General features: G+C 41.7%; 19 protein-coding genes. 6 read left to right on the top strand and 13 right to left on the bottom strand.

Annotated elements, in window-relative coordinates; all coding sequences use genetic code 11:
* The 11 genes from MURRU_RS09950 to mraZ form a co-directional block, all read right to left on the bottom strand.
* On the bottom strand, positions 1–720 hold the full coding sequence (locus MURRU_RS09950; RefSeq protein WP_014033337.1) for a cell division protein FtsQ/DivIB: 720 nt from the start codon (positions 718–720) through the stop codon (positions 1–3).
* On the bottom strand, positions 710–2,059 hold the full coding sequence (gene murC / locus MURRU_RS09945) for a UDP-N-acetylmuramate--L-alanine ligase (protein ID WP_014033336.1): 1,350 nt from the start codon (positions 2,057–2,059) through the stop codon (positions 710–712). Before murC ends, MURRU_RS09950 begins: the two co-directional genes overlap by 11 nt.
* Positions 2,056–3,144 (bottom strand): undecaprenyldiphospho-muramoylpentapeptide beta-N-acetylglucosaminyltransferase, encoded by a 1,089-nt coding sequence (murG, locus tag MURRU_RS09940; protein WP_014033335.1) that lies wholly within the window; start codon positions 3,142–3,144, stop codon positions 2,056–2,058. The genes murC and murG overlap by 4 nt, the downstream gene beginning before the upstream one ends.
* Positions 3,131–4,336 (bottom strand): FtsW/RodA/SpoVE family cell cycle protein, encoded by a 1,206-nt coding sequence (locus tag MURRU_RS09935; RefSeq protein WP_014033334.1) that lies wholly within the window; start codon positions 4,334–4,336, stop codon positions 3,131–3,133. The genes murG and MURRU_RS09935 overlap by 14 nt, the downstream gene beginning before the upstream one ends.
* Before the next feature lie 3 nt (positions 4,337–4,339).
* Positions 4,340–5,674, bottom strand: a complete 1,335-nt coding sequence (gene murD, locus MURRU_RS09930; protein WP_014033333.1) for a UDP-N-acetylmuramoyl-L-alanine--D-glutamate ligase — start codon at positions 5,672–5,674, stop codon at positions 4,340–4,342.
* Positions 5,675–6,895 carry a phospho-N-acetylmuramoyl-pentapeptide-transferase gene (gene mraY, locus MURRU_RS09925; protein WP_014033332.1) on the bottom strand — a complete coding sequence of 407 codons (1,221 nt, stop codon included), beginning with the start codon at positions 6,893–6,895 and terminating at the stop codon, positions 5,675–5,677.
* A 63-nt stretch (positions 6,896–6,958) separates the two neighbouring features.
* Positions 6,959–8,422: a UDP-N-acetylmuramoyl-L-alanyl-D-glutamate--2,6-diaminopimelate ligase gene (locus MURRU_RS09920; RefSeq protein ID WP_014033331.1), complete on the bottom strand. Its 1,464-nt coding sequence runs from the start codon at positions 8,420–8,422 to the stop codon at positions 6,959–6,961.
* Positions 8,419–10,428: a penicillin-binding protein gene (locus MURRU_RS09915; protein WP_014033330.1), complete on the bottom strand. Its 2,010-nt coding sequence runs from the start codon at positions 10,426–10,428 to the stop codon at positions 8,419–8,421. The genes MURRU_RS09920 and MURRU_RS09915 overlap by 4 nt, the downstream gene beginning before the upstream one ends.
* The gene (locus MURRU_RS09910; protein ID WP_014033329.1) at positions 10,428–10,745 is read right to left on the bottom strand and encodes an FtsL-like putative cell division protein; all 318 of its coding nucleotides are present in this window, start codon (positions 10,743–10,745) and stop codon (positions 10,428–10,430) included. The genes MURRU_RS09915 and MURRU_RS09910 overlap by 1 nt, the downstream gene beginning before the upstream one ends.
* A 115-nt stretch (positions 10,746–10,860) precedes the next feature.
* Positions 10,861–11,763 (bottom strand): 16S rRNA (cytosine(1402)-N(4))-methyltransferase RsmH, encoded by a 903-nt coding sequence (gene rsmH / locus MURRU_RS09905; RefSeq protein WP_014033328.1) that lies wholly within the window; start codon positions 11,761–11,763, stop codon positions 10,861–10,863.
* A complete protein-coding gene (gene mraZ, locus MURRU_RS09900; protein WP_014033327.1) occupies positions 11,756–12,211 on the bottom strand; it encodes a division/cell wall cluster transcriptional repressor MraZ in 456 nt (151 codons plus the stop codon). The genes rsmH and mraZ overlap by 8 nt, the downstream gene beginning before the upstream one ends.
* 264 nt (positions 12,212–12,475) lie before the next feature.
* Here mraZ and MURRU_RS09895 point away from each other — a divergent pair, with 264 nt between their 5' ends.
* From MURRU_RS09895 to MURRU_RS09880, 4 genes are all read left to right on the top strand, one after another.
* Positions 12,476–13,240, top strand: a complete 765-nt coding sequence (locus MURRU_RS09895; protein ID WP_014033326.1) for an alpha/beta fold hydrolase — start codon at positions 12,476–12,478, stop codon at positions 13,238–13,240.
* Between the two features lie 2 nt (positions 13,241–13,242).
* Positions 13,243–13,857 (top strand): ribosome biogenesis GTP-binding protein YihA/YsxC, encoded by a 615-nt coding sequence (gene yihA, locus MURRU_RS09890; protein ID WP_014033325.1) that lies wholly within the window; start codon positions 13,243–13,245, stop codon positions 13,855–13,857.
* A 104-nt stretch (positions 13,858–13,961) separates the two neighbouring features.
* Positions 13,962–14,690 carry a pirin family protein gene (locus MURRU_RS09885; protein ID WP_014033324.1) on the top strand — a complete coding sequence of 243 codons (729 nt, stop codon included), beginning with the start codon at positions 13,962–13,964 and terminating at the stop codon, positions 14,688–14,690.
* A gap of 256 nt (positions 14,691–14,946) precedes the next feature.
* Entirely contained in the window at positions 14,947–15,444 is a 498-nt protein-coding gene (locus tag MURRU_RS09880) for a hypothetical protein (RefSeq protein WP_014033323.1), read from the top strand.
* A 166-nt stretch (positions 15,445–15,610) separates the two neighbouring features.
* Here the strand turns inward: MURRU_RS09880 and gldC are convergent, their stop codons facing one another.
* On the bottom strand, positions 15,611–15,946 hold the full coding sequence (gldC, locus tag MURRU_RS09875; protein ID WP_014033322.1) for a gliding motility protein GldC: 336 nt from the start codon (positions 15,944–15,946) through the stop codon (positions 15,611–15,613).
* Positions 15,947–15,949: 3 nt separating this feature from the next.
* A complete protein-coding gene (gene gldB / locus MURRU_RS09870) occupies positions 15,950–16,936 on the bottom strand; it encodes a gliding motility lipoprotein GldB (protein WP_049789099.1) in 987 nt (328 codons plus the stop codon).
* 66 nt (positions 16,937–17,002) lie between these two features.
* Between gldB and nadE the strand changes: the two genes are divergently transcribed.
* Both nadE and MURRU_RS09860 read left to right on the top strand, forming a co-directional pair.
* Entirely contained in the window at positions 17,003–17,791 is a 789-nt protein-coding gene (gene nadE, locus MURRU_RS09865; RefSeq protein WP_014033320.1) for an NAD(+) synthase, read from the top strand.
* 158 nt (positions 17,792–17,949) lie between these two features.
* Positions 17,950–18,579, top strand: coding sequence for a response regulator (locus MURRU_RS09860; RefSeq protein ID WP_014033319.1), 630 nt, complete (start codon positions 17,950–17,952; stop codon positions 18,577–18,579).
* Positions 18,580–18,621 lie beyond the last annotated feature (42 nt).

The raw sequence follows: 18,621 nt of genomic DNA, 5'->3' as shown, positions 1-18,621 counted from the left end.
TTAAATTTTGGTGCAAACCACTTGATTGTTGAATTCCAAACTTACTGTTGCATAATCTTCCAAGGAGTTGTCCTTGGCCGCCTTTGCATAAAAGGCCATAAAATTTTTGAACTTTTTGTTCAAATTGTCTACTCCGCCCAAATTCACTACAAAGTTTTCCATGCGGAATTTGAGCTGATATTTTCCTTCGTCTTCAATATGAATCCCAATGACATTCTTTCTCAAGAAATCATCATTGTTGATATAGTCCAAAATCACATAGGCATCCTCAAGGGTCTTCCCCGTAATTTTACCTGTAATTATCGGGACCCTTGCCGAATGATGTTTGGATAAAGGCATACGCTCACCCAAATCATCCAAATAAAATTTGGAGACACCCTCTATTCTTCCAATTGGTTTGCGCTGGACAATCTTGGATACAAGCTCCCCATTTACAGTAAGATAGACCTGGGCGTTTTTGACCATATCGTTGGATAGTATAACCTCCTCTATTGTATTCAAAACTAACTGTTCTTTGGGCCTATTCTTGAGGGGTCCATAATTTTGTATTAACAATTTATTAACCGCATCCTCAGTCAAATACAAATTGTTGTCCCCTATAAATTTAACCGAGACATTATTGACCATTCGTTTTTGGTTTCTCTGATCGGCAAAACCGTAAAGCGCAACTACGCCAACCGACAAAAATGCCAATTTTATGTAATCCCAATTAATGCGCATAACTCAATTCTTTTTTAATTTTAGGCACTTCCAGTCCAATATCCCCTGCACCAAGAGCAACCAGCACTCCTGATTTGCAGTTCTTTACCTCTTCCAACAATGCTGATTTTGAAATCAGCTTTTTATTGGGGTTCTCTATTTTTTCCAATAACCATTGAGAAGTGACTCCCTCAATCGGTTCTTCCCGTGCCGGGTAAATATCCAGCAGGATGACTTCATCAAAGTCTGAAAGACTCGCTGCAAAATCATCCACAAAATCCTTTGTTCTTGAAAAAAGGTGTGGTTGAAAGATAACAGTCACCCTCTCTCCTGCATGCATTTCCCGTATAGCTTGATGCACCGCACTGATCTCTGTTGGATGATGGGCGTAATCATCGATAAACACAAAGTCTTTTTCTTTTATCTGGTACGAGAACCTACGCTGAACACCTTTAAAACTCCCCAAAGCTTTGGCAAGTCGTTTTGGCGAACAGCCAGTTTGTACCGCCATCGCAAAAGCAGCTAATCCATTGAGTAAATTGTGCCTTCCGGGCTTATTGAACTTTACGTTCTTGATTACCTCCGATGGTGTTATTAGGTCAAATATGTAGGCTCCGTGTTCAATTTCAATATTTTCTATGCAGTAATCAGCGCCATCTTCAATGCCAAAGGTGATGCCTTCCAAAGGAAGACCTTTGCGCACGAACAATTTTCCATTGGGCTTGATCTTGCCCACAAATTCCCTGAAGGAGTGTTCCAATTCTTCTTTGGTTCCGTAAATATCCAGGTGATCGGCATCCATGGATGTTACACAAGCCACAGTTGGGGTCAAACGAAGGAATGAGCGATCAAATTCATCAGCCTCTACTACCGAATATTCGGTGCCGTCCAACACAAAATTACTGTTGAAGTCCTCCGAAATCCCGCCCAGGAAAGCAGTCAACGGCAACCCACATTCTTTGAGCAGATGTGCCAAAATACAGGTAGTGGTGGTTTTACCGTGTGTACCCGCAACGGCCAAGCAAAATGAATCTTTGGTAATGATTCCCAATACCTCGGAACGTTTTTTTAAATTGAATCCTTGGTTTTTGTAAAATTGAAACTCCGAATGCGTAGATGGTACGGCTGGCGTGTACACCACCAAAGTGTTCGGATGTTTGAAAGTGTCCGAAATCAAATCGACATTGTCTTCAAAATGGACCGAAATACCTTTTTCCATCAATCCATCGGTAATGGGTGTCGGGGTTCGATCGTATCCAGCAACCTCCTTGCCCACAAATTTGAAATAGCGTGCCAGGGCGGACATACCTATGCCTCCTATGCCAATAAAATAAACGCTATGTATATCTTTCAAATTCACTTCAACAATTTTTCAATTTCATCCACAATATGTTCCGTGGCCTTGGGCATGGCCATTTTTTTAATGTTTTCTCCCAGTTTATCCTGAGCCTCTTTCGAATCCATTAAACCCGAAAAGCTTTTTTCAAATTCGGTATCCAGCTCGTTTTCCCGTAACATAATGGCTGCATCCTTGGCCACCAAGGCTTTGGCATTTTGGGTTTGATGATCTTCTGCCACGTTGGGCGACGGGATAAAAATCACCGACTTGCCCACCAAACAGAGTTCTGAAACCGAACCGGCGCCTGCTCTGGATATAATCACATCTGCTGCCGCGTATGCCAAATCCATTCGGTTTACAAAAGCCAATACCTTTACGGACCCCGAATCGTATTTCTTATACTCTTCGTGATAGAGCTTACCACATTGCCAAAGGACTTGCAATCCTTGTTCTGCAAAAAAATCGAGCTCTTTTTCAATCAATTGATTGATTCTTCGAGCCCCAAGGCTACCCCCCAAAACAAGAACTGTTTTTTTGTTTCCATCTAGTCCAAAAAAGTTGCTCGCTTCTTGCTTGTTTTCTTTTACATCCACCAAATCGGTTCGGATGGGGTTTCCGGTTTTTACAATCTTTTCCTTTGGAAAAAAGCGTTCCATTCCATCGTATGCCACACAAATTTTCTCCGCTTTTCCCGCCAATAGTTTGTTCGTGATGCCCGCAAAGGAATTCTGTTCTTGCAGCACACAGGGAACGCCCAAGCTTTCGGCCATTCGCAACAATGGTCCGCTCGCAAAACCTCCTGTGCCAATGGCGACATGAGGCTTAAAATGTTTCACTATTTTGCGTGCTTCTAACAAACTACTTATCAGTTTAAATGGAAACATGAGATTTTTCAATGTCAGTTTCCGTTGTATTCCACTTATCCACAAGCCCTTGATTTCAAATCCAGCTTGCGGCACTTTTTCCATTTCCATTTTATCTTTGGCTCCAACGAACAAAAATTCTGCATCAGGATATCTTTTCTTCAGCTCGTTCGCAATGGCCACGGCAGGATAAATATGTCCTCCCGTTCCTCCTCCAGAAAGTATAAACCTATATCTGTCCACTTAATACTTCTAAAGGATTCGTTTCATCTATTCCGTGGGATTCCTCCTCCAAATTTTCTTTTCTATTGCTCGCACTCAGTACGATTCCAATAGCCATACAGGTCATCCAAATCGAGGTTCCTCCCATACTGATCAAAGGCAGCGGCTGCCCCGTAACCGGAAACAACTGTACCACTACCGCCATATTGATGAAAGCTTGGAACACGATCGGCAATCCCACGCCTATCACCAATAATTTTGAAAAAACCGTTTTGGACGAGTGTGCCACGACCACAATCCGAAATAACAGTAACAGATAGAAAAACAACAATGCTCCTCCTCCCAACAAACCATATTCTTCTATGATAATGGCAAAAATGAAATCCGACGTACTTTGGGACAGCATGTTCTTCATCACACTCTTTCCTGCTCCCTTGCCTACCACTCCACCTTCGGCAACGGCGATCTGCGCCAAGGTCAACTGGTGCAAATCATCTTTATCCGCTTGCTCTGGGTGAATAAAGGTTTCTATCCGTGATTTCCATGTCCCCGCCCTGTCCGGCAACACCTCGGGGGCCTTGAAGAGCACAAACAGAAACATGCCTGCAAATACAATTCCTGTTGCCACCATGGCGAACAAATATTTTAAAGGGTATCCCCCCAAAAAACACAGCACCAACACCATAAAACAAATGATGGCGGCAGTTGAAAAGTTTTCGGGCAAAATCAACAGAACTACAAGGGCAACAGGTAACCAAAGTGGCAAAATACTTTCCTTGAACGTGATTTTTGTATCCTTGATCTTCGTGAGATATCTGGCAATCCAAATCATCAAGACCACAGCTGCCAAAGTTGATGTTTGGAAGTTTACCCCAACCAAAGGAATTTTAATCCAACGGTTTGCGGTCACTCCACCAATACGTGTTTCTACGGTCAGTGTGTAAATCAACAGCAATATCACAATGGGCATGGCAATTATGGACAGCCCTTTAAAATAATGTGTAGGTATCTTGTGCACGGCATAAATAATACCGAAGCCCAAGAACAAGAGCACAGCATGTTTTACCAAATGGCCCAAAGTGGTCCCATCATCATTCACGTAGACCAAATTGGTACTGGCACTGTATACTGGCAAAAATGAGAAAAGGGCCAAGAGGGCCACTACGCCCCAAATAGCTTTATCACCTTTCAGATTTTTGAATATTGCCAACACGTTTTACAAATTTTTTATTGCGTTTTTAAATTGATCTCCCCTATCCTCATAACTTTTAAAAAGGTCAAAACTGGCACAGGCGGGCGACAACAAAACGGCGTCTCCCCGCTCGGCAATCTTATAGGCCACTTTTACAGCTTCTTCCATGGAATAGGTCTCGACCATAAGGTTGATGACGTTTCCGAAAGCATCCTTCAACTTGGAATTATCCGCTCCCAAGCAAATAATGGCTTTTACCTTTTCCCTTACCAATGGCATCAACTCGGAATAATCATTTCCTTTATCCACCCCTCCTGCAATCCAAACAATGGGCTTTTTAATGCCATCCAAAGCATAAAAAGTGGCATTTACGTTGGTTGCCTTAGAGTCGTTGATGTATTCCACATGGTTGATCTTCAATACATTTTCCAATCTGTGGGGTACCCCCTGAAAAGATTGGATACTCTGGCGGATTGTCTCTTTTCTGACCTTAACCAGCATGGCTGCCATACTAGCTGCCATTGTGTTCTTTACGTTGTGCTGCCCTTTTAAGGCCAAAATATCTTCACTCATTTCCAAGGTTTTATGTTCTAATTTTATTTTTATCGTTTTGTTTTCCAGCCAAGCCCCTTCTTCCAGTTTTCTTTTTACAGAAAAAGGAATTAATTTGGATTGAACAGGATGTTTTTTTAACCAATCCCCGATTACTTCATCATCGGCATCATAAATCAGGTAATCGTTTTCATCTTGATTTATGGCTATTCTGAATTTGGATGCGATATAATTCTCAAACTTGTAATCATATCTATCCAAATGATCTGGTGTTATGTTGGTAATCACAGCGATATGTGGTTTAAAATCCACAATACCATCTAACTGAAAGCTGCTTATTTCCAACACATAGTGATCAAAATCTTGCTCTGCCACCATTTTAGCATAGCTATCACCAATGTTTCCTGCCATTCCGACGTTCAAGTCACCACCTTTTAAAAGATGGTTCGTTAACATCGTGGTCGTTGTTTTTCCGTTGCTTCCCGTGATTCCGATTAGGGTGGCATCTGTATATTTTGATGCAAACTCTATTTCCGAAATCACCGAAACACCCTTTTCCACAAGTTTTTTTACCAATGGAACCGTATCCGGAATCCCAGGACTCTTCATCACTAGGTCAGCATTCAGAATTTTAGCTTCGGTATGCTCGCCAGACTCCCATTCAATCTCAAAATGTTCAAGAACTTTTTTGTATTCTTCTTTTATGTCGCCCTTGTCCGAAACAAAGACTTCAAATCCTTTTTGTTCCCCCAAAATGGCGGTTCCAACGCCACTTTCTCCTCCTCCGAGTATCACCAATCGACCCATTTATCGAATCTTTAGAGTGACAATACTGATGATTGCCAGCATAATTCCAATAATCCAAAAACGGGTCACTATTTTGCTCTCGTGATACGATTTTTTCTGATAGTGATGATGTAGGGGTGCCATCAAAAATATCCGCTTTCCTTCCCCATATTTCTTCTTCGTGTGCTTAAAATAGCCCACCTGCAACATTACGGACAGCGATTCCGCAAAGAAGATTCCGCATAGAATGGGAATCAACAATTCTTTCCTTACGATAATGGCAATAACTGCAATAACACCACCAATGGTCAAACTACCGGTATCTCCCATAAATACTTGGGCCGGGTAAGTGTTGTACCATAAAAAACCGACCAGGGCACCAGCAAAGGCAGCTATAAAAACAACCAGCTCACCCACACGCGGCAAATAGAAAATGTCCAAATAGTCGGAAAACTGGATATTGCCCGAGACCCATGCAAAAATTCCCAAAGTCAGCACTATTATGGCCGACGACCCAGCTGCAAGACCATCAATTCCATCTGTAAGATTGGCCCCGTTGGAAACTGCGGTCACAATCAAAATCACCACAGGTATAAAAATGAGCCATGCATAATCTTCGGCCCCGTCACCAATCCATGAGATAAAATCTGCGTAATCCAGTTCGTTGTCCTTAAAAAAGGGAACATTGGTACGTACCGCTTTGGTCTCATCGCCAAATACTCTTTCTACTTTAAAATTTTCGGTTATGGTGGTCGAATCCTTTTCTTTAATGGTGACCGCTGGGTGAAAATAGAGTGTCAATCCAACAATCAAACCCAATCCAACTTGCCCCATCACTTTAAACCTTCCCTTTAAACCTTGCTTATCTTTTTTAAAGGTTTTGATGTAGTCGTCTATAAATCCGATGATACCCATCCATATTGTGGTCACAATCAACAGGATGACATAAATATTTTTGATATCAGCGAACAAAATCACCGGTAATAAGGTGGATATTATAATGATAAGTCCTCCCATGGTAGGTGTTCCCGCTTTTTGCTTCTGTCCTTCCAAACCAAGGTCGCGGATGCTTTCCCCAATCTGCTTTTTCTGAAGGAACAATATGATTCGCTTTCCGTAGACCATGGCAATCAATAGAGATAACAATACGGACATGGCAGCCCTGAACGTAAGGAACTGAAAAAGTCCCGCGCCCGGCAGTTGGTATTGTTTCTCTAAAAATTCGAACAAGTAGTATAACATATTTTAGACGTTAGATATTAGAATCTAGACGTTAGACTTTTTCTTTGAATTTTCTATTTCAATTTATTTGCCCAAACTGGACAAAGCTTCTTTCACTTCTTTAAAATCATCGAAATCTACCCGGACCCCGTTGGTTTCCTGATAGGTCTCGTGGCCTTTTCCCGCCACTAGGATTATATCGTTGGCCAATGCCAGTTTACATGCTGTTTTTATGGCCTGCTTCCTGTTTTCAATAGACAGCACCTTTCTTGTGTTCTGGGGTTCTACTCCAGCTTCCATTTCTTCAATTATGACAGTAGGTGATTCCGTCCTGGGATTATCGGATGTGAAAATGACCTGATTGCTCATTTCTGAAGCGATATGTCCCATAACCGGACGCTTAGACTTGTCACGGTCACCACCACACCCCACTACGGTGATGACGTTTTCATTTCCAGTCCTCAATGCATTGATTGTAATCAATACATTTTTTAGTGCGTCCGGAGTATGGGCATAATCAACAATAGCCGTTATCTTACCTTTTGATATGTAATATTGGAACCTGCCATCCACATTATCCAGTTCGCTCATCAACCTAAGGGTCTCCATCTTTTCGAGCCCTAAAATGTCGGCCGCGGCATATATGGCAAGTAAGTTGTACGCATTAAAGTCCCCAATGAGTTTGGACCACAATTCGTTATCATCTACCTTTAATAGTTGACCGTTGAACTGCTTTTCCAAAATCTGCCCCCTGTAATTGGCAAAGGATTTTAAGGCATAGGTATATTTTTTGGCTTTGGTGTTCTGTAACATCACCAAGCCGTTTTTATCATCGATATTGACCAAGGCAAATGCAGTTTTTGGCAAACCATCGAACAATTTCTTCTTGGTGTCCCTGTAGTCCGCAAATGTTTTATGGTAATCCAGATGGTCGTGGGACAAATTGGTGAAGATGGCACCTTCAAAATAAAGACCTTCTGCCCTTTTTTGATGAATTCCATGGGAACTCACTTCCATAAAACAGAACTCCACACCTGCTGCATTCATCTTGGACAAATAATCGTTGATGGTGAGCACATCGGGAGTCGTATGGCTTGTTTTGTATTCTTTCTCATCCACCAATACTTTAATGGTAGAAATCAAGCCTACCTTAAAACCTGCTTTTTTAAACAGATGGTACAAAAGTGTGGTCACGGTGGTCTTACCATTGGTGCCCGTGACCCCGACCAATTTTAGATTCTTGGATGGGTTATCATAAAAATTGGAAGCAATAATAGCCAGAGCGCTGTTGCAATTGACCACCTGCAAATAGGTAACTCCATTGACCATCAGCTCAGGAAGTTCTTCGCACACTATGGCTCTTGCCCCGGAATCTACGGCCTTTTGAATGTATTTGTGTCCATCGGTAACGGTACCACGAACGGCAACAAACACATCGTCCATCTCCACTTTTCTGGAATCGAAATGAACATTGTTCACCATCACATTGGTATCTCCGCTCACCGCGGAAAGGCTTACACCATATAATATGTCCTTCAATAACTTCATGAAAGTTGCAATACTATTTTCTTGACCTGTTTTATATTGGTCCCTTGGTTTACCGACTGATTCTTCACTTTTCCATTGCCGTGCACTTCTACTTCAATTCCCAGATTTTCCAATAGGGAAACGGCATCCATACCGCTCATGCCCTTTACGTTGGGCACGGTATTGTATTTTTTTTGAACTTGTGCATAGTATTGTTGGTACTGTTTCTCCAAGTCCTTATCTTCAATAGTTTTGATGTCCACTTCATCCACCATAGGTGAAATAGCATGAATTTTTTGTGCCATGGATTTGAATACCGGACCGGAAACATCGGCTCCGTAATATCCTTCTTCCTTATCAGGTTCATGAATCACCACGATGCACGAATATTTTGGATTGTCTGCTGGAAAGTACCCTGCAAATGATGAGATATATGCCAACTTATCGGGATTCTTTTCCACATAGTTCTTTTGTGTGGTACCCGTCTTTCCTGCCATGGAAAAGTTTTTGGAATACATCCTGTGTCCAGTTCCATAATCTTTCTCAACTACATCCTTTAATAATTGTTGCGCCTTTTTTACGGTTTCTTTGGAACAGATGGAAGAGTTCAACACTTCCTTATCGAATCGCTTCAACACCTTGTTGCCTTCACGCACTTCTTGGATCAAACGGGGTTTTACATACTCGCCATCATTGGCAATGGCATTGTAGAAAGCCAAGGTCTGAATCGGAGTCAACGACACTTCGTAACCGTGCGACATCCAACCTAGGGAAATTCCCGACCAACCTTTGTCACCGGGGTAACGGATTACCGGGTCGCCCTCACCTATAATCGGTAAATCCAATTTTTTATGAAGTCCCATGTTCATGAGACGGTTCACGAATTTTTCTGGTTGCTCCTTGTAATTTTTATTGATGATTCTAGCAAAAGCCGTGTTTGATGATACCGCAAAAGCTTTGGATAAAGTAATCTTTCCGTACCCTCCCCATTTTGTATCCTTTACAACCCCATCATAAATCCGGTATCTCCCTTTTTCGGTGTCAATCACAGTGCTGGTATCGACCACTTTATCTTCCAGAGCGGCCACTAAGGACATCAATTTAAAAGTGGAACCTGGTTCATGGGATTCACCCACGGCATAGTTTAATTTCTCGTAATATTTGCCCTCGGACGTCCTTCCCAGATTGGAAATGGCCTTAATCTCACCGGTTTTGGTTTCCATCACCACCACACATCCATGATCGGCCTTGTATTTTTCCAATTGCCTCAACAATTCATGGTGGGCTATATCTTGAATATTGATGTCGATGGTCGAAACCACGTCCAACCCATCTTGGGGCTCAACAATATTATCCAAACCAACAGGCTTCCATTGTCCCTTGGCTATTTTTTGCTTTAATCGCTTTCCTTCCTTACCGCGCAAATAGGATTCTCCAAAAGCACCATCCAATCCAACTCTAGTATAGTATCCGTTTTCGTCCACGCGCTCGTAACCAATGCTTCTTGCAGCCATTTTACCCAATGGGTATTCACGAACCACTCGATGGGTTTCGATAAATCCACCCTTGTATGGCCCAAGGTTGAACAATGGAAACTGCTTGATGCGTACATAGTCCAGATACCCTACATTGCGGGCTACCAATTTGTAACGATTACCGTTCGCCCTCGCCTTTCGGAACAACTGTCTGTAGTAAGAAGATGGCCTATTGAAGAGTACGCCCAAGGAATCCGACAAGGCGGCCACATTATCCTGAAAGTTTTCTTGTGAAACAGTCTGGGCGTCAAACCTGATTTCATATTTAGGTACGGATGCAGCCAATAAACTACCATCCTCTGAATAAAGATTGCCACGATTGGGCTCAATGGTAAACATCTTCTCGGTTTGGCTCAAGGCCAACTCCTTGTATTTTTCGCCTTCCACCATTTGAATATCCACCAACTTCACCACAACGGCAATGGCCAACACAAGTAGCCCCCCAGCAACGAGGTACAGTCTGTTCATGATATTTTTTTCGGTAATGGCCACTATTCCGCTGATTTAACTTTTATTTTTCTTGGAGGGTTTTCCGATGGCACCAATCCTTTTTCAGCCACCACCTCCCGTAAGGTTGATTCCAATTTAAGTTGCTGCACACTGGACCGGGCTTCAAAAAACTCACTCTTAAGTTTTCGCACTTCCTCGTTCAACTCCGCAATCTCCAATACTTTTCTATCGGCATTATGGCTGCTGGAAATCATTAAAGCCGCCAAGAAAGAGGCAAACAATAAAAACATCCAGTTTTTGGGAGCGTCACCGCTTATCAAAAACCTTCCTTTTAATATGTCCAGTAATCCTTTTCTCATTTTGTGTTCCTTTTGTCATTCCCGTGCAGACGGGAATCCATCCACACTCCATCTTTCGACTGGCCCTTCGTCTGCGCTCAGGGTGACAGCTCAAGATGACATTTCAACCTCCTCTTTATATTTTTTCCGCAATGCGGAGCTTTGCACTTCTTGCTCTATTGTTATTGGCTATTTCTTCTGCTGATGGCGTAATCAACTTCCCAACTTTTTTTAAAGGAACATTGATGTTCCCATAAAAATCCTTCTCCGGTTCGCCGTCGAACTTCCCTGCACGGATAAAGCGCTTTGCCAATCTATCTTCCAAGGAATGGTAACTGATCAAACTCAACCTACCCCCTTTGTTCAACATCTCCGGCACTTGTTCCAAAAATTCTTTGAGCACGGCTATTTCTTGGTTTACCTCTATCCTGATAGCCTGATAGATTTGAGCCAAGATTTTGTTCTCTTTCATTTTTGGCAAAAACCTACTCAAAACCTTTTTCAAATCATCAGTTGTTTTGATGGGCTCATCAGACCGTGCCAAAACAATGGTCTTGGCCATGGCATTTGTATTTCGCAGCTCGCCATACTGAAAAAGTACCGACGCTAAATCTTCTTGGGAATAGGTGTTCACCACCTGAAAGGCCGTCAATTGATTGCTTCTGTCCATTCGCATGTCCAAATCTGCATTGAACCGAATGGAGAAACCGCGGTCAGCCTCATCGAACTGATGGGAGGAAACCCCAAAATCCGCCAAGATTCCATCAACTTTCCGAATTCCATAGAACTTTAAATATTGTTTGAGGTAGCGAAAGTTTTGGTTGATCAATTGAAACCTATCATCATCCAATGCATTTTGCAGGGCATCCTCATCTTGATCAAACGCGAACAACTTTCCACCATCACCCAATCTTTTCAAAATTTCTCTGGAGTGTCCGCCGCCGCCAAAGGTGACATCCACATACACCCCATTTTCCTTTATGTTCAATCCGTCCACTGACTCCTTCAGCAACACCGGATTGTGGTATGCACTACTCATCGTCGTCAAAAATCTCCTCGGCCAGATCGGCATAATCTTTCTCGCCTTCCGCCAAGACCTTCTCGTACATATCCTTGTTCCAAATCTCGATTTTATCAAAAACCGCATTCAAAACCACTTCTTTCTCAATTCCAGCGAACTCCACCAAGTTTTTTGGAATCTGCAATCTTCCGGAATCCCCATCAATGCTCACTTCCTTCATACCTGCCACAAAGTTTCTCACGAAAGCATCGTACTTTCGGTTGATTTTGCTTTTCTTCATGACTTTCTGCATGAGGACATCGAACTCTTGCTTGGGGTACAATTCCAAACATTGCTGAAAAACCGATCTTTTAATAACAAACCCTTCCTTTAAAACAGGCAACAACTGATTTTTCAAAGAAATAGGTAACAATACCCTTCCTTTGGAATCAGCTTTACAATCATGTTGTCCTATGATATGGGTCACTAGAAATCAATTGGTTACTTAATACAACTCAAATATATAGATTTTATTTCCACATTTCTCCACTAAACACCACTTTTGTTAATAAATTATCCACTTTTCGATGAAAAACTCCTGATTCGACCCTGAATCAATCTTGGGATCGGCAAACTCATTCGAGAATAGAATTGGCTCGATTAAAAAACTTATCGCAGTTCTGATTAAAACCTAAAATCTTTGTGATATGAAATTCCTATATTTGCGCCTCTTACTACCAACTAACTATAGATGGAAGAGCATTTAATCGAGGATGGCAAGTACCGATATATAGAAAAGGGAGAAGGGACTCCCATGATTATATTGCACGGTTTGATGGGAGGTTTGAGCAACTTCCAGGGCGTATCCGAATATTTCCCGCCTAAAGGATATCAGGTGCTTATTCCCGAGCTGCCTATTTACGATATGCCGCTCCTAAAAACCACGGTAAAGAACTTTGCTACATTTTTGGAAGGGTTTATTGAGCACAAAGGATTGAAGGATGTAATTTTGCTGGGCAATTCCCTTGGTGGACATATTGGGCTATTGCACACCAAAATGTTCCCGGAAATGGTCAAAGCTCTGGTTATTACAGGTAGTTCTGGACTTTACGAGAGTGCCATGGGTGATGGATACCCTAAACGCGGCGACTACGAGTTCATTAAAAAGAAGGCCGAGGACGTATTTTACGACCCCAAAGTGGCCACCAAGGAAATTGTGGACGAGGTTTTTGCCACAGTAAATAATCGAATGAAGTTGGTAAAGACATTGGCCATTGCTAAAAGTGCCATCCGACACAACATGTCCAAAGATCTACCCCACATGAACACGCCAACTTGTATTATTTGGGGAGAAAATGATACGGTGACACCACCAAATGTAGCCAAAGAATTCCATGAACTGTTACCCGATTCCGACCTGTATTGGATAGAAAAATGTGGCCATGCCCCCATGATGGAACACCCCAACGATTTTAACCACATTCTGGAAGCTTGGCTGAAAAAGCGTAACTTCTAGGCATGAAAATTACCTCTGCAGAATTTGTAATGAGCAACTCCAATGTTGCCAAATGCCCCAACGAGCCTTTACCGGAATACGCCTTTATCGGCAGGTCCAATGTAGGGAAGTCTTCGTTGATCAATATGTTGGTGGAGCGCAAAGCGTTGGCCAAAACATCGGGTCGACCAGGTAAAACACAGCTCATCAATCATTTTAAGATCAATAACAATTGGTTTTTGGTAGATTTGCCCGGTTACGGCTACGCCAAGGTTTCTAAAAAGGACAAAAGAACATTTCAGAAGTACATCACTGAGTATTTTCAAAAAAGAAAACAGCTGGTCTGTGGTTTTGTTTTGGTCGATATTCGACACGAACCCCAACCTGTGGACCTAGAGTTCATGGAATGGCTGGGCACCAATCAGATTCCGTTTGCCATTATTTTTACCAAGGCTGACAAACTAAAACCCTCCGTTATTGAAAAACAGGCCAATACCTACCTTCAAAAATTATTGGAGTGTGCTTGGGAAGAGGTTCCTCCACATTTTACCACTTCGTCCACAAACCGGATGGGCAAGGAAGAACTTTTGGAATTTATTGATGGCATTAACCAAGAGTTTTTCCAGAGCAACAAATAGCTTATAAGTCCATTTCCAGAATCCACCCAGCGGTAAGATTATGTTGTGTTTTACGACTAATCCTACATCTAAAAACAGCAATTTTAAAATAAAAGATTGATACTATGAAATCTGTATTGCACAAAGCAACAACTCGTGGCCATGCTGACCATGGTTGGCTAAACTCTCATCATACTTTTAGTTTTGCGGGCTACAACGACCCTGAGCGTATGCACTTTGGGGTTTTGCGTGTTCTTAATGATGACCAGGTAGCCCCAGGCAGAGGTTTTGGAACACATCCGCACGATAATATGGAAATTATCTCCATTCCTTTGGAAGGCGATTTGGAACACAAGGACAGCATGGGCAACACCACCACAATAAAGGAAGGTGATGTCCAGGTGATGAGTGCCGGTGCTGGCATTCAACATAGTGAGTACAACAAAAACGCCGACCAAGAGGTTAAGTTTTTACAGATATGGGTTTTCCCGAACAAACGAAATGTGGAGCCCCGATACGACCAAATTTCCATTAGAGAGATTGAGAAAGAGAATGCTTTCTATCAAGTGCTTTCCCCTAACCCTGATGATGAAGGTGTTTGGGTGCATCAAGATGCTTGGTTCCATTTGGGAAATTTTCAAGCAGGCGCAACCGATACCTATCAAATAAAAAAGGAAGGAAACGGGGTATATGCCTTTGTATTGGAGGGCGAAGTTGAGATCAATAGGCAAAAACTTGAAAAAAGGGATGGATTTGGTCTTTGGGAAACAGATTCCTTTGACTTTAAATCAAATACCAACAGTAGGGTATTGCTCATGGAAGTTCCGATGAGCCTTTCTCAAACTGGTCGTTAAAACTTTGACCCAACATAAATGATTGAGGTTGTCCAAAAAACAATAAATTTTCAACTTTGTCAGGTTGGGCACAATTGAAACCTATTGACCATCAACACACTTTAGGTTCTTTCCGAAAGCTATCGGGACGCTCAAATTAACGGACAATTTGCTTTTTGGACAGCCTCTTCATTTTAAGGTCTTCATAAAAAAACATCCATCAAAATAAATTTTTATGGGAATATTGGTATTTTAGGATTACTAAACACCTACTACCATGAAGAATACAATCAATAACTATACTCCTGGAGGATTTCTAAAAACCATGTCCATTTTACATATGGGAATTGCAGCTGCCCCTGTGGTACTTGGCGCTTTTTTTTATTTTAAAACTGGGGACGCAGCGTTAAATTTTTCCAACTCCAGCGACATATTTTTGGCCATAGTACCCGTTGTTGCATTAGCCAGTATTTTTTTGGGAGACCTTATCTTCAAGAAAAACCTAAAGTCCTTGCCCGAAAACGCTACATTAAAGAATAAGTTGGCAAAATTCCAAACCGCATCCATTATAAAATATGGATTGATGGAGGGTGGCGCTCTTTTTTGCATCGTTGTTTTTGCCAACTCCCAAAACCTCACCTATCTAATTATAGGTGTATTTCTAATATGCTATCTGTTCCTCCAACGGCCCACAAAACAAAAGATTGAACGTGCGTTGAACCTTAAGGGAGCAGATAAGGCAAAATTTGACCGTACAAACGACCCTTTGGATTAAGTGCCTGTTTAGGAATTTGCCAATTGTTTTCGTATGCCCCTTTTTGGGCATTTTTTCGTTATAATTTTGAACCGTAGCCATGGCTATGCTTAAAAATTACGCCTCAAACTGCATCAAAAATGACCTATACCAATTCCAATCACAAATTCCCAAACAGGCTCTAATCTTATTTTTTCAATTCCAGCTTTTCTGCAAAATAATCACAGAAATCCTTCATGGTAGCCGTCATTTTTTCATCTTGGGTGGCCTTGAAAAAGGTATCGGCCATGGTCACCAAGGTTTGATGGAAAAATACCTTCATTTCGTCCACTGGCATATCTTTGGTCCAAAGGTCGATTTTTAAGGATTCCTGATTTTTGCTATCCCACACGGACAGCATCATGGCCTTGGCCTCTTCCTCATTAATCCCGCCATCTTGCGCCGACCATTTCAATTCCTCGGGCACTCGGTTCTCATCCAATCCAACTGTCAAGGTTATCTCCGAAGTATGTTCTACTGCCATTTATTATTTTGGTTTGTAATTTGATTTTTTTAAAATTTCATCCGCGGGCAAATTCAACATTTGCTTTAAGTCTGTGTCCGTCTTCTCCATAAAGGCCCTTACAATTTGCCACCCCATATATCGTCCCAAGCGTGGGGGCGATTCATTGTCCAGCTCCAATCCAAATTTGGTGAAGGGTGCTGGATCCAAGAATTTTCTATCCAACCCCGTATCGGTACTATACATCAGTTCGCGCTCTACAAAATACTTCCACATTTGTTCTTCATTGGCTTTTGCCCATTCCATTTCCTCTTCGGAATATCCAATTTTTTGGGCATCAGTGGCCAAGGGTATCAATTTATCTTTTAGGTAAAGTTCTTTACCATAATATACCATTCGAGAAAGCAAGGTTCGGTTTCTTGGGTAAGCAAGTACTTTTTTGGAGAAAGCACTTACCACATCGGAGGTTAAAAACTTTTTGTCCAAAGATGCCGCGATATACCTTTGAATCCCCTCATAAAAATGATGGTCCTCCCCCAAATAGTTATCGAGACCGATCAACAAAAGGGAATCCGCCAAAATAACCCGACTATCGTATCTAACATCCGAAGTAAGTGTTACCACATGGGGTGTTTCGGTTTCCGGAAAATAATATTCAATATGCTTAAAAAGCGATTCCAAATCCTTGGATTCCTGTTCAAAATTGCCAAAAGCTTTGGCTACCTCATTTGAAAGCTCCACTTGAAGGGTATCCGTTAGTTTGGCCACCCAGACGCTATCCGGGAACTGTTCCGGGAACAAATAAGGGTACTTGGCCTTTAATTTGGGAATATCGTTCGCAGTTGCCTTGGCAAATTCTTGATCAAACCTTGAAATCTGTAAATCAATGGCGACCTTATCGATTTCTTCCTTGGTCTTATCCGTTTCTCCACATGATGAAAAAAGTAGAATCATCACCAAAACAAAACTTCTAAATACCGGAATCGCAAAGTATTTTAACAACCACTTCATTTTTAAGGGTACAGGGTTTAAATTTACAGGGCACAAAGGTAATTTATTGAATCTAAATAGTAAGATATGCAAACAGAAAAGGTTATAACCCATATTGTTGATTGGCTAAAAGAGTATGCCGAAAACGCAAAATGTAAAGGTTTTGTAATTGGAGTCTCTGGCGGAATTGATTCCGCAGTAACCTCAACACTCTGTGCCAAAACAGGATTGGACCTTTTATGTTTGGAAATGCCTATTCACCAAGGCGAAAACCAAGTAACCCGTGCGGACAAACATATTGATTGGTTGATCAAAAACTTCCCAAACGTCTCCAGACAGGCCGTTAACCTAACGCCTGTATTTGATAGCCTAGTGGACGCATTCCCAAAAGTGGAGAAAGAAGAAGATCGTTTTATGTCCCTTGCCAATACAAGGGCCAGGTTGCGTATGACCACTCTCTATTATTTTGCGGCCCTCGAAGGGTATTTGGTTGCTGGTACAGGAAACAAGGTGGAGGATTTCGGTGTTGGTTTTTACACTAAATATGGTGATGGCGGTGTTGACCTTAGCCCAATTGCCGACTTGGTCAAAACAGAGGTTTACGAACTTGGAAGGGCGCTCGGTGTAAATCAAGATATTATGGAAGCTGCGCCAACCGATGGGCTTTGGGGCGATAGCCGAACTGATGAAGACCAAATCGGGGCTTCTTATCCGGAACTGGAATGGGCCATGCAAATGGATGACCAAGGTAAAATAGCCAATGATTTTTCAGGTAGGGAAAAAGAAGTGTTTGCTATCTATAAAAAGTACAATATCGCCAACAAACATAAGATGGTACCCATACCTATTTGTGAGATTCCCAGCGAGTTAAAATAACCGTTCACCTATAAAACCCCAGTTAAAAACGAAAAAACCTCAAAAAAACTATGGTTTTAAGAAAAAAAGTACAATTTTACATTATTAAATTCTTATCTTGCCCGCTATGTGTTGTAAGTATTTAGCCACTAACCATTTATTAAATTAAACCTAAAAAAATGATAAAAGTATTGATAGCTGACAACCATCCTATTGTTAGGCTTGGTATTAGACAGGTACTTGAATCAAGTTCAGATATTGAAGTTATTGCTGATGTTTCAACTACCAAGGAGCTTTTTAATACATTGAAAACCGTAGCCCCCGATGTAGTTATTTTAGAGATGGACATTCCAGAAATAAATGGAATTGCTACCCTTAGAAAAATGAAAGTGGACTTTCCGGACATTAAAACTTTAATGTACAGTGGACAGTCAGAAGATGTTTACGCGCTCAGCACCATTCGCGCCGGTGCATTTGGTTACTTATCCAAAACCGCTGATTTGGAATACATTATTTCCGCAGTTAAAAAAGTCAGCGAAGGAAATATGTTTATCACAAACGAACTGGCGCAACGCCTTGCTTTTGACGAAGGCACCCAAAAACCTAGAAGATTCTTCAGAAAACTTTCTTCCAGAGAGGTCGAGGTACTCAAACTTTTGGCCAGTGGAAAAAGGAACAAAGAAGTTGCCGAAGGATTAAACTTGAACGAAAAAACAGTAAGTACATACAAAGCCCGCTTGATGAAGAAGTTGAACGTGGATAATTTGGTGGACTTGCTACAACAGGCAAAAGCCCTGGAACTCTATTAGGAATACCCAACCAAACCAACTATTGTGGAAACCCCTTTCAAT

It is taken from the genome of Allomuricauda ruestringensis DSM 13258, assembly GCF_000224085.1.
Taxonomy (GTDB): Bacteria; Bacteroidota; Bacteroidia; order Flavobacteriales; family Flavobacteriaceae; genus Flagellimonas; species Flagellimonas ruestringensis.
Note: the sequence above shows the minus strand (reverse complement) of the source record. Positions and strands in the feature narration are given on the sequence as shown.